The sequence below is a fragment of the Pseudonocardia xinjiangensis genome (assembly GCF_012911925.1).
Classification (GTDB): domain Bacteria; phylum Actinomycetota; class Actinomycetes; order Mycobacteriales; family Pseudonocardiaceae; genus Pseudonocardia; species Pseudonocardia xinjiangensis.
Genome location: NZ_JAAXKY010000201.1, coordinates 1 through 11,396, shown reverse-complemented (window position 1 = coordinate 11,396; position 11,396 = coordinate 1). Strand labels below are relative to the sequence as shown.

The window sequence follows — 11,396 nt, the reverse complement described above, 5'->3', positions numbered from 1 at the left end:
GGGGGGTGCCGTGGCGTCCGCTGCGACGGGGAGCGGCGTCGCCCGTGGACGGCACCGGCGGCCGGGGCGGAACCGGCGGCTGCGGCGGAACCGGCGGCTGCGGCGGGACGGCCGGGCGCCCGGGGTTCCACGAGGGTGCGACGCGCGTACCGCCGGAGTTGCGGGGAGCTGCGGGACGCACGCCACCAGCGCCATGGGTGGCGGGCCGGTGGGGAGCGGCGAGGAGTCGGTCCATGTCGGCCGTCATCATGCCGTTACCTCTGGTGGGACCAAGCGGTCGGACCGGACTGCGCGACCATCGGTCGTCGGCGTGCTGCGAGCGTCAGCGTTTGCCGGTTGACGTACTCCCGGTACGGTTTCGCCCGCAGGGGTGCCTGCGAACGGCCGACGAGCGCAGCCGAGGGGGATCGCGTGTCAACGGACGACAACCGACCCGGCGGCGACGGGCCTGCCGAGGAGCAGCCCGGCGATCACCGCGAGCCGTCCACCGGACGGATGCGGTTCCAGGACGAGTCGACCACACCGCGTGAGCCCACGCTCGCCGAGCGTCGCGCGCGGGAGCAGGCGGCGCGTCGCGAGGAGGAGGCGGAGCGCCAGCGGGCCGCGGACGCCGAGCGGTCGCGCAAGAAGCGCAAGCGCATCCTCGTCGGTGCGGGCGCCACGGTCGGGATCGTCGCGCTCATCGCCATCGGCTACCAGGTGGCGCAGCCCGACGACGAGGTACAGGCCCGCTGCGTCGACGAGGAGACGAACGTCGTCGTCGACGACGCCAACTGCGCGACGCCGGTGAACAACAGTGGCGGCTACTACGGCGGTGGCGGGATCGTCCCGTACCCGATCTTCATCGGGGGCGGCGGCCGCCAGTACCGCTACAACTACGGCGGCAGCGGCAACATCGGCCAACCAGTGGCAGGCGGCACCGCGACGGTGCCGAAGGGTGGCACCCGCGTCACCACCCCGTCGGGGAAGAGCGTCGCGGGATCGTCGGGTAGCGGCTCGGTGTCGCGCGGCGGTTTCGGCGTCTCGAACAGCGGCTCCAGCGGCTCGTAGACGGGAACGACACCGAGAGATGGAACGGCACAGGGGGAAGCCTCGGCCGGACTGGGAGACCACGGTCCGGGAGCAGGGGATGGTGTACGGCACGCCCGGCCGCGGCGAGGGCGGTTCCCCGCGGCCGTACTGGGACGAGTCGGTGCACTACGTCTTCTCGATGGACGAGATCCTCTCCCTCGAGGCCGACGTCGAGGTGGTGCACTCGATGTGTCTCGAGGCCGTCGACCACGTCGTCACCACCGAACGGTTCCGCGACTTCGCGCTGCCCGAGTGGTCGTGGGAGGGCGTCGCGGCATCGTGGAAGCGCAGCGACCCGCACGTCTACGGCCGGTTCGACCTGCGCTACGACGGCAGCGGCCCCGCCAAGCTGCTGGAGTACAACGCCGACACCCCCACCACGCTGCTCGAGGCGTCGATCCTGCAGTGGAACTGGCTGAAGGACACCCACGAGGGCGACGACCAGTGGAACTCCCTGCACGAGAAGCTCGTGGAGCGCTGGGCGCTGATCAAGGCGCGCCTGCCGGGTGACGAGATCCACTTCACCTGGTCGACCGGCGACTCGACCGGCGAGGACCACGTGACCGTCGGCTACCTGCAGGAGACAGCGGCGGAGGCTGGCCTCGACACCGTCGGCCTCTCGATCGAGGACATCGGCTGGGACGCCGCCCTCGACCGCTTCGTCGACCTCGAGGAAGCGCCGATGGCGGCGGTGTTCAAGCTCTACCCCTGGGAGTGGATGCTCACCGACCAGTTCGGCAAGCACGTGCTGCGCAGCCTCCCCGAGACGCTCTGGGTCGAGCCGCTGTGGAAGACGCTGCTGTCGAACAAGGCGCTGCTCGCCGTGCTCTGGGAGATGTATCCCGGCCACCCCAACCTGCTGCCCGCCTACCTCGACCAGCCCGGCCTGCTCACCGAGTACGTCCGCAAGCCCCGCCTCGGCCGTGAGGGCGCCAACATCTCGATCGTCGCGCCGGGGATGGAGCACCAGACGGGTGGTGTGTACGGCGAGGAGGGATACGTCTACCAGCTCTTCGACCCGCTCCCCGAGTTCGACGGCTACCGTCCCGCGCTGGGCGCCTGGATCGTCGGCGACACCGCGGCCGGCCTGGGTATCCGCGAGACCGTCGGGCTGGTGACCGACGACGGGGCCGCGTTCGTGCCGCACCGCATCCCCGAATCCTGACGCTCCCCCTCTGGAGGTTCTCGTGACCCCGACCGTGACGCTGGCCCAGATCGACCCGGGGTTCTTCTCGGTGATCGGACGGGGAATCGGCGCGATCCTGCTCTACGCCGTGATCGGCGTGCTGCTCATGCTCGTCGGCTTCTGGGGCGTGGACGTCACCACGCCGGGCAAGCTCAACCGCATGGTGCGCGACGGGCGGCCGAACGCGGTGATCGTCACCGCTGCGGGCATGGTGAGCATGGCATTCATCGTGGTGGTGGCGATCTACGCGTCCTCGGGCGCGCTGCTGGAGGGCCTGCTCGCCTCGCTGATCTTCGGGCTGGTCGGCATCGTCGCGCAGGTCGGCGGGGTGCGGCTGCTGGAGTGGATCACGAACATCGACATCGGTGCGGTGCTGGCGGCCGACCGCGTGCAGCCCCAGGCGTACGTGGTGGGGGCGGCTCACCTGGCCCTGGGCCTGGTGGTCGCGGTCGCCATCCTCTGACCTGCGAGTCGCCCCGAACCCGCCCGCGAGTCGCCCGTTCTGCGTGCGCGAGTCGCCCGGAATCCGTCCGCGAGTCGCCCGTTCTGCGTGCGCGAGTCGCCCGTTCTGCGTGCGCGAGTCGCCCCGAACGCGCGAGCCGGGGGCCGGCACGGTGGGTCAGCTCCCGGTGACCTGCTCGGCGAGTGAGCGGTCCAGTGCCACTCGCACCAGGGCGGCGGCCAGCGGGGCGAGCTCCTCGCCCGGGGCGAGACCGGCCAGCTCGTCCGGATCGGCAGGCAGGCCGAGCCGGCCGGCGCCGTCGAGCACCTTGCCATCGAGAGCGGGCCGCAGCGACGGCCAGACGTCCTGCGCCTCGCGGCAGAAGATGTCGGCGCCGACCGGCCCGAGCCGGGGGAACGCCCTGAGCGCCTTCCGGACGCCGGCCGGGTCGCCGTCCACGGCGTCGCGCAGCCGCCGCAGGTCGCCGACGTACTCCGAGCACAGCAGCTCCGCGCCCTCGCCGAGTGCGGTGGCCGTGCTCTCGTCGTAGCGCTTGTAGCCGGCCCGCCCCAGCGCATCCACCCGCTCCTGCCAGGACGCCGCGAGCATCCGGTCCGGCGTCCCCATCCCGGCGTCCACGAGCTCGCGGGCCGCCGCCACCGCGATGTCGGCCCGGATCCGCGTGGAGAGCAGCACCGAGAGCACCAGCAGCCGGTAGAGCGGGGCCGGGGTGTCGCGCAGCCGGATCCCGGCCTGCTCCGCATAGGTGGTGCCGGCTCGGTCGAGCAGCGCGCGGACGGTGTCTCGGGCGGCGGTCACGACGGAGACGTACCCGCTGCCGTTTGCCTACATGTTTCTACAGTGATGCTCCGGTCGTCGCATGGCCGACGAGGTGGTGGCATCCCGCGAGCTGCGGAACGACACGGCAGGTCTGCTGCGGCGGGTCGAGGCCGGAGAGCGGTTGACGATCCCGTCAACGGGAGGGCAGTGGCCGAGCTCGTGCCGCTGCAGCGGTCTCGGAGAGCATGGATCCGACGGGACGACCTGGTGGCGCGGCTGAGCAGGGCCCAGGCCGACCCGGGGCTGCGTGCTGATCTCGCCCGGATCGCCGGCGAGACGACGGACGACCTCGGACCGATCCGGTGAGAGGGCTGCTCGACACCAGCGTGTTCATCGCGGCCGAGAGCGGACGTCCGCTGGACGCGAAGGGGATCCCGGACGAGGCCGCGGTCTCGGTGGTGACGGTGGCCGAACTGCAGGCCGGCGTGCTCGCCGCCACTGACGTGGATGTGCGGGCCCGGCGGCTGGCCACTCTGGACGCCGTCGCCGACATCGAGCTGATCGGCATCGACGAGCGCGCCGCGCTGATGTGGGCGCGCATGCAGGTGCACCTCGCGCAGAGCGGCCGCCGGCTGAACGTGAACGACCTCTGGATCGCGGCGGTCGCGGCCTCGCGTGGCCTGCCCGTGGTGACGCAGGACGACGACTTCGGCCCCGTCGAGGGCATCGGGGGCCTGGAGGTCGTGCGGGTCTGACGGCATCCGTGGAGCGGACGTCGGGGTCGGGCGGTTGACTCTCGACCATGTCGAGGCACCAGGTTCTGTGACATGGAGAGCTCGCGCGGGGACATGGAGCGGTTGCGCGGGATCGGGCAGATGTCTCGTGAGAGCGGTCTGACCGTCAGTGCGCTGCGCTTCTACGACGGCGCAGGCGTGCTCGTCCCGGCGAGGGTGGACCCGTCAACGGGGTACCGCTCCTACTCGCCGGAGCAGGTCGCCGTCGCCCGGCTCGTCGCGATGCTGCGCCGGGTCGGGATGCCGCTGGCCGGGATCCGCCGAGTCCTGGCCGGCCGGCGTGACCCGGCCGTGGTCGACGTGTTGCTGGCCGAGCACCTGCACCACCTGGAGCAGGGGCTGGCCGACGCCCGCCGCGAGCTCTCCTCCGTCAGATCCCTGCTCGCCGCCCACACCGTCCCGGGGCGGGGTGGGCCGACTCCGGAGGAGAACCCTGTGCCTGCCACCACCGTCACCGTCAGAGGACCCGAGCTGGCCGAGGCGCTGCGCGCCGTCCGGTTCGCCGTCGGGGCGGACCCCGCGCTGCCGGTGCTGAGCGGCGTCCTGCTGGACGTCACCGCCGAGGCGCTCACCGTCGTCGCCACCGACCGCTACCGGCTCGCGGTCTCGTCGGCGCCGGTGCTCTCGCTCGACGGGGCCCCCGTCGCGGTCGTCGTGCCCGTGGAGTTCGCCGACCGGATCCCCCACGGGGAGAAGGTGACGATCGCCGTCGACGGCTCCACCGTCACGGTCCACGCCGGGACCGACGTACTGAGCACGGAGCTCATCCCCGACGACTTCCCGGACTACCGCAGGCTGCTCCCCGAGCAGCGGCGTCCGGTGCCGGTGCGGCCCGCGCTGCGTGCGGAGCTGCTGGCGGCACCCGTGCGCACGATGCGCCGCGAGCAGGACGGCACGGAGTTCGAGGTGGCGGTCCTCGGGCCGGGGCCGGACGGCGGCGTCACGATCGACCCGGACGCCGACGGTGTCGGGGTGAACCGGGAGTTCCTGCTGCAGGCGCTGGACGCCGGCGGTCCCGGCCAGCTCCTGCTCTCGCTGGACGGCCCGATCGGACCGCTGGTCGTCCGGTCGGAACGCTCGGTCTCGCTGCTGATGCCGGTGCGCCTCTGACGGCGGGCTCCACCCCGGGCCGCTCCGTTCCCTTAACAGCCGTATGTGTGATGTGGCGGAAAGATCGGTCCTCGCACGACACGTCCGTAGGGTGGACGGTGTGCAAGCCCCCCGACTGGTCGCCACGGACGTCGACGGCACCCTGCTCGACCCGGACGACCGGGTCAGCGGGCGTGCGGCCGCAGTGATCGGCAGGGCGGTGGCGGCGGGAGTGGGGTTCGTGCTGGTCACGGGCCGCCCACCACGGTGGATCCCGCCGGTCGCGGAACAGCTGGGGGTGGCGCGGCTCGCGGTGTGCGCCAACGGCGGCGTGCTCTACGACGCCGTCGACGACCGGGTGCTCTGGGCGCGCACGCTCGACCCGGACGTGCTCGCGCAGATCGCGGAGGCCGCCGCGGTGGCTCTGCCCGGGTGCGGGCTGGCCGTCGAGCGGGTCGGCAACGGGGCGTTCGACGACCCGACGCCGTTCATCGCCGAGCCGGACTACCTGCACGCCTGGCCCGACTCCGACAATGCCGTGGTCCATCGGTCGGAGCTGCTCTCGCGGCCCGCGGTCAAGATGCTCGTGCGCTGCCCGCAGCTGTCGAGCGACGCGATGGTGGCCGCGCTCGCCCCCGTGATCGGCGACACGGCGGATCTGACGTTCTCCCACCCGCGGGGGCTCGTCGAGATCTCGCCACCGAACGTGACCAAGGCGTCCGGGCTCGCCGATGTGGCGCAGCGGTACGAGGTCGCCCCCGCCGACGTGATCGCCTTCGGGGACATGCCGAACGACCTGGAGATGCTGCGCTGGGCCGGACACGGTGTGGCCATGGGAAACGCGCATCCGGCGCTCCTGGAGGTGGCGGACGAGGTCACCGCGAGCAACAGCGACGACGGGTTGGCGCTGATCCTCGAACGCTGGTTCTGAACGCGAGGGCAACGCGAGGTGTCGTAGAGGGCACCGCAACCAGCTACTGCCGGTGACCGGGCGTAGCATCAAGGCCCGACAGCGCATCGCGGCGTGCGGCGGCGGGCCCGGCCCCCGCTGCGACGCCGCACCGACCGGCGCGGGCCAGGCCCGCCACGCCGCACTGGAGGCCCCCGCACCGTGGCCGAGCTCCTCGACCGCCCCGGCCCGACGCGCCCTCCGGCCGTCCTTCCGCAGGGCACTGTCACCCCAGAGGGCACTGTCGACATCCCTCCCGCCGCCTTCGAGGTGCGCGTGCTCGAGGCCGTGCAGGGCAGGCTCGGCCGCCCACCGGTCGTGCGGGTCGCCCGCGGGATGTCCCTGTTCGGCGAGCACGCCGCGGGATGGCTCCTGTTCGGCGCCGCGGGTGCGGTGATCGACCGCAGGCGCCGCCGCGACTGGGTCACGGCCACCGCCGCCGTGGCGCTGGCCCATGGCGCGTCCGTCGGTGTGAAGCGCGTGGTGCGCAGGCCGCGGCCGCAGGACCCGCGGGTGCAGGTGCTCGTCGGCACCCCCAGCAAGCTGAGCTTCCCGTCCGCCCACGCCACCTCCACCACCGCGGCGGCCGTGGTCTTCGGGGCACTCCTGCGCAAGCCGCTGGTGGCGGCGCTGGTGCCCCCGATGGCCCTGTCCCGGATGGTGCTGGGCGTGCACTACCCCACCGACGTGGTCGCGGGCTCCGTGCTCGGCGCCGCGGTGGCGGTGGTGACCCGGCGGGCGGCGAGTCGTCGCACTGCTCTGCGTGCCCGGAAGGGGAACCGATGACCAGCACCGACGTGCCGACCGAGCAGGCGGCCGTACCGCCGCGCACTCCGGTCAGCGTCACCCGCGGCGTGCTCAAGACGATGCGCCCGCGGCAGTGGGTGAAGAACGTACTGGTGCTCGCGGCGCCGTTCGTCGGCGGCGATCTGTTCACCCAGGGCATCGCGATCCACCTCGCGGTGGCCTTCGTGGCGTTCTCGCTGGCCGCCTCGGGCATCTACCTCGTGAACGACGCCAACGACGTCGCCGCCGACCGGGCGCACCCGACCAAGCGCAACCGGCCGATCGCGGCGGGGATCGTCGCACCCCGGCTGGCGTTGGGCGTGGCCGTCGTCCTGCTGCTGGGCGCGCTCGCGCTGAGCCTGCTGGCGAGCGTGCAGCTGGTGATCGTGCTCGCCGTGTACATCGCGGTGCAGCTGGCGTACTGCTTCTGGCTCAAGCACCAGCCGGTGCTCGACATCTGCATCGTCGCGTCCGGCTTCCTGCTCCGGGCCATCGCGGGTGGTGCCGCCACCGGAATCGCCCTGTCGCAGTGGTTCCTGCTGGTGGCCGGCTTCGGGTCGCTGTTCATGGTGGCGGGCAAGCGCTACGCGGAAATGATGCTGGCGGAGCGCACCGGCGCGAAGATCCGCAAGTCGCTGGAGAGCTACTCGGCGTCGTACCTGCGGTTCGTCTGGGCGCTCTCGGCCACCGTGCTGATCACGACGTACTCGTTGTGGGCGTTCGAGATCCGCGAGGAGCAGCACAACACCGTCTGGTCGGTGATCTCCATCGTGCCGTTCGTGATCGCGGTGCTGCGCTACTCGGTGGACGTCGACTCCGGCAACGGCGGCGAGCCGGAGGAGCTCGCGCTCGCCGACCGCGTCCTGCAGGTGCTGGCGCTGCTGTGGATCGGCACGCTCGTGCTGGCCGTCTACGCCTGACCTAGCCGGAAAAATGATCGAGGACATCTCGGCCGGCCCGCCGATCAGCGGTTTCGCACCGGACACACCGGACGCGGGGCGGCCACCGTCGTCATATCCGACGCCGCTACCCTCGGCGGTCGTGAGTTACGCGGGATATGACCTCGTCATCGTCGGATCGGGTTTCTTCGGCCTGACCGTCGCCGAGCGGGCCGCCACCGAGCTGGGTAAGCGCGTCCTGGTGCTCGAGCGGCGTTCGCACATCGGCGGCAATGCCTACTCCGAGCCCGAACCGGAAACCGGCATCGAGATCCACCGCTACGGTGCGCATTTGTTCCACACCTCCAACGAGCGGGTGTGGGAGTACGTCAACCGCTTCACCGACTTCACCGACTACCAGCACCGCGTGTTCGCCCGGGTCGGCGAGCAGGTCTACGCGTTCCCGATGAACCTGGCGTTGATCAACCAGTTCTTCGGGAAGTCGCACACGCCGGACGAGGCACGCGCCCTGATCGCCGAGCAGGCGGCCGAGTTCGACACGAAGGACGCGACGAACCTCGAGGAGAAGGCCATCTCCCTGGTGGGGCGGCCGCTCTACGAGGCATTCGTCAAGGGCTACACGGCGAAGCAGTGGCAGACCGATCCCACCCAGCTCGACGCGTCGATCATCAACCGGCTGCCGGTGCGGTACACGTTCAACAACCGGTACTTCAACGACACCTACGAGGGCCTGCCGGTCGACGGATACACGGCGTGGCTCGAGAAGATGGCCGACCACCCCGACATCGAGGTGCGGCTCGACGTCGACTACTTCGACGTGCGCGAGGAGATCCCGGCAGGCACCCCCACGGTCTACACCGGGGCCGTGGACCGCTACTTCGACTACTCCGAGGGCGAGCTCGGCTGGCGGACGCTGGACTTCGAGCAGGAGGTCCGCCACGACACCGGCGACTTCCAGGGCACCTCGGTCATGAACTACAACGACGAGGACGTCCCGTTCACCCGGATCCACGAGTTCCGCCACTTCCACCCGGAGCGGGACTACCCCACGGACAAGACCGTGATCGTGCGGGAGTACTCCCGGTTCGCGGAGTCCGGTGACGAGCCGTACTACCCGATCAACACGCCGGAGGACCGGCAGAAGCTCCAGCGCTACCGCGAGCTGGCACGCAAGGAGACCGCCAACGCCAACGTCCTCTTCGGCGGCAGACTGGGCACGTACAAGTATCTCGACATGCACATGGCAATCGGGTCGGCGCTGACCATGTTCGACAACCGCATCGCCCCCTACTTCGCCGACGGCCGTGCGCTGGCCGGCACCGAGAGCACTGAGGACTGAACTCAGAGGATGCAGGGCCTGACTCGATGACCCAGACCATCGTCACCGCCGAGGAGACCGTCGTGCCCACCGGGGAGGCGGTCGCCAGCAGCTTGTTGCAGCGGGTGATCCTCCCGCGTTCCGGTGATCCGATGAGCGTCCGTTCCCTCTACATGGACGAGCGCACCGGGCTCCGGATGACCACCGTGCCGGAGCCGATCGGTGCTCCGCCCGGCCCGAGGGTCGAGCTCACCGGCTCGGCGATGAGTGCGCGGCGGCTACGGGTCACCTCGCGGACCTCCGCGGTGGTGCCCGAGCAGAGCGAGGTCTCGTTCGCGGCGTACTTCAACGCCTTCGCCGCCGGGTACTGGCGGCGGTGGAGCCGGCTCACCGAGGTCCACCTCCGGCTGGAGGTGGAGGGCACGGGCCGCCTCGACGTCTACCGGACGAAGGCCGACGGCTCGCAGATCTTCGTGCGCGGCGTCGTGATCAACGGGCCGGGGCGCCAGGAGCTGGAGCTGGACCTCGACCTGCGCCCGTTCGAGGACGGCGGGTGGTACTGGTTCGACCTCAGCACCGACTGCACCGAGCTCACGCTGCACGCGGGCGGGTGGTACGCCGCGGAGGCGGCCACCGGCCGGGCGGCCGTCACCATCGGCATGCCGACGTTCAACCGGCCGGCCGACTGCGTGGCCACGCTCGCCGCGATCGGCGAGGACCCCACCGTGCTCGAGGCCGTCACCGCGGTGATCCTGCCCGACCAGGGCACGAAGAAGGTGCGCGACGAGCCCGGCTTCGAGGCCGCCGCAGCGGTGCTCGGCGAGAAGCTGCGCATCATCGACCAGCCCAACCTCGGTGGGTCCGGCGGGTACGCCCGCGTCATGTACGAGGCGCTCGGCAGCACCGACTGCGAGCAGATCCTCTTCATGGACGACGACATCCTGCTCGAACCCGACTCGGTGCTGCGCGCCGTCGCGTTCTCCCGGTTCTCCCGGGAGCCGATGCTCGTCGGCGGGCAGATGCTGTCGCTGCAGTCCCGCTCGCAGCTGTCCACCATGGGCGAGGTCGTCGACCGCAACACGTTCCTGTGGCGCAACGCGCCGGGCACCGAGCCGCACCACGACCTGGCCGACCGCACGCTGCGCCAGACCCCGTGGCTGCACCGGCGCACGGACGTCGACTACAACGCGTGGTGGATGTGCCTGATCCCCCGTGCCGTCGCCGAGGACCTCGGGCTGCCGCTCCCGCTGTTCATCAAGTGGGACGACGCCGAGTACGGTCTGCGGGCCCGCTCGCGCGGCTACCGCACGGCCACGGTGCCGGGGATCGCGATCTGGCACATGTCGTTCCTGGAGAAGGACGACACGAGCGACTGGCAGGCCTACTTCCACTACCGCAACCGGCTGGTCGCAGCCGCGCTGCACGGCCCGGACAACCCGAGGTCCCTGCTGCGCGACACCCTCAAGCGCACCCTGCGCCACCTGCTGCTGATGGAGTACTCGGCCGTCGCGCTGCAGGCCATGGCGTTGCGCGACTTCCTCGCCGGGCCGGAGGCACTGTTCCCGAAGCTGCCGACGGTGCTGGGTGAGGTGCGGGCCGAGCGCGCGAAGTACGACGACGGACGGACGCTCGACTCGGCCACGCAGGTGCCGCTGTCGGAGCTCGACGCGCTCGCCGCTCAGGTGTTCCCGCCGCCGCCCACCCGCAAGATCCCGATCGCGAAGGGCCTCGCCCGCAGCGTCCTGCACAACCTCCGGGCGCCCAACCCGGAGCACCAGGTGGTGCCGCAACGCAACGTGCCGTCCCGGCAGGCACAGTGGTTCGTGCTGTCGCAGCTGGACTCGGCCACCGTGTCCACGCCCGACGGGCGCGGGGTGACGTTCCGTCGCCGTGACCCGGAGCTGTTCCGATCGATGATCAAGCACGCGGTTGCGCAGCACCGCGAGATCGCGAAGGCGTGGCCGGAGCTGCGCCGCCGCTACCGGGACGCGCTGCCGGCGCTCACGAGCCGGGAGTCCTGGAAGCGCGAGGTCTTCGACCGCTGACCGAGACGAAGGGAGCCCGGACGGCACCGGCCGTCCT

The 11,396-nt window shown here is 71.5% G+C and carries 13 protein-coding genes and 1 pseudogene; 12 read left to right on the top strand and 2 right to left on the bottom strand.

What is annotated here, in order from left to right; translation table 11 throughout:
• A pseudogene (locus HF577_RS37735) lies at positions 1–250 on the bottom strand (hypothetical protein); the annotation flags it as partial.
• A 161-nt stretch (positions 251–411) separates the two neighbouring features.
• On the opposite strand from HF577_RS37735, the gene HF577_RS34335 reads away from it, so the two are divergent.
• The 3 genes from HF577_RS34335 to HF577_RS34325 are packed head-to-tail and all read left to right on the top strand — an operon-like array spanning position 412 to position 2,720.
• Positions 412–1,050 carry a hypothetical protein gene (locus tag HF577_RS34335; RefSeq protein ID WP_169400168.1) on the top strand — a complete coding sequence of 213 codons (639 nt, stop codon included), beginning with the start codon at positions 412–414 and terminating at the stop codon, positions 1,048–1,050.
• Positions 1,051–1,069: 19 nt separating this feature from the next.
• Positions 1,070–2,236, top strand: a complete 1,167-nt coding sequence (locus HF577_RS34330; RefSeq protein WP_169400167.1) for a glutathionylspermidine synthase family protein — start codon at positions 1,070–1,072, stop codon at positions 2,234–2,236.
• A gap of 22 nt (positions 2,237–2,258) precedes the next feature.
• A complete protein-coding gene (locus tag HF577_RS34325) occupies positions 2,259–2,720 on the top strand; it encodes a DUF350 domain-containing protein (RefSeq protein WP_312859565.1) in 462 nt (153 codons plus the stop codon).
• 156 nt (positions 2,721–2,876) lie between these two features.
• Here the strand turns inward: HF577_RS34325 and HF577_RS34320 are convergent, their stop codons facing one another.
• Entirely contained in the window at positions 2,877–3,518 is a 642-nt protein-coding gene (locus tag HF577_RS34320) for an HhH-GDP family DNA glycosylase (protein WP_169400166.1), read from the bottom strand.
• A gap of 61 nt (positions 3,519–3,579) precedes the next feature.
• Between HF577_RS34320 and HF577_RS40300 the strand changes: the two genes are divergently transcribed.
• The 9 genes from HF577_RS40300 (at position 3,580) to HF577_RS34275 (ending at position 11,359) form a co-directional block, all read left to right on the top strand.
• Positions 3,580–3,759 (top strand): type II toxin-antitoxin system prevent-host-death family antitoxin, encoded by a 180-nt coding sequence (locus HF577_RS40300; RefSeq protein ID WP_169400165.1) that lies wholly within the window; start codon positions 3,580–3,582, stop codon positions 3,757–3,759.
• Positions 3,687–3,845, top strand: a complete 159-nt coding sequence (locus HF577_RS34310) for a hypothetical protein (protein ID WP_169400160.1) — start codon at positions 3,687–3,689, stop codon at positions 3,843–3,845. The genes HF577_RS40300 and HF577_RS34310 overlap by 73 nt, the downstream gene beginning before the upstream one ends.
• Positions 3,842–4,234 carry a type II toxin-antitoxin system VapC family toxin gene (locus tag HF577_RS34305; RefSeq protein WP_211175280.1) on the top strand — a complete coding sequence of 131 codons (393 nt, stop codon included), beginning with the start codon at positions 3,842–3,844 and terminating at the stop codon, positions 4,232–4,234. Before HF577_RS34310 ends, HF577_RS34305 begins: the two co-directional genes overlap by 4 nt.
• Positions 4,235–4,306: 72 nt before the next feature.
• Positions 4,307–5,383, top strand: coding sequence for a DNA polymerase III subunit beta family protein (locus HF577_RS34300; RefSeq protein ID WP_211175279.1), 1,077 nt, complete (start codon positions 4,307–4,309; stop codon positions 5,381–5,383).
• Between the two features lie 100 nt (positions 5,384–5,483).
• Positions 5,484–6,293 (top strand): HAD family hydrolase, encoded by an 810-nt coding sequence (locus HF577_RS34295; protein ID WP_312859564.1) that lies wholly within the window; start codon positions 5,484–5,486, stop codon positions 6,291–6,293.
• A gap of 180 nt (positions 6,294–6,473) precedes the next feature.
• The gene (locus tag HF577_RS34290; RefSeq protein WP_407692274.1) at positions 6,474–7,097 is read left to right on the top strand and encodes a phosphatase PAP2 family protein; all 624 of its coding nucleotides are present in this window, start codon (positions 6,474–6,476) and stop codon (positions 7,095–7,097) included.
• Positions 7,094–8,017, top strand: a complete 924-nt coding sequence (locus HF577_RS34285; RefSeq protein WP_169400163.1) for a decaprenyl-phosphate phosphoribosyltransferase — start codon at positions 7,094–7,096, stop codon at positions 8,015–8,017. Before HF577_RS34290 ends, HF577_RS34285 begins: the two co-directional genes overlap by 4 nt.
• A 121-nt stretch (positions 8,018–8,138) precedes the next feature.
• Positions 8,139–9,335 carry a UDP-galactopyranose mutase gene (gene glf, locus HF577_RS34280; protein WP_312859563.1) on the top strand — a complete coding sequence of 399 codons (1,197 nt, stop codon included), beginning with the start codon at positions 8,139–8,141 and terminating at the stop codon, positions 9,333–9,335.
• Positions 9,336–9,361: 26 nt separating this feature from the next.
• Entirely contained in the window at positions 9,362–11,359 is a 1,998-nt protein-coding gene (locus HF577_RS34275) for a glycosyltransferase (RefSeq protein ID WP_169400161.1), read from the top strand.
• The last annotated feature ends 37 nt before the right edge of the window (positions 11,360–11,396 follow it).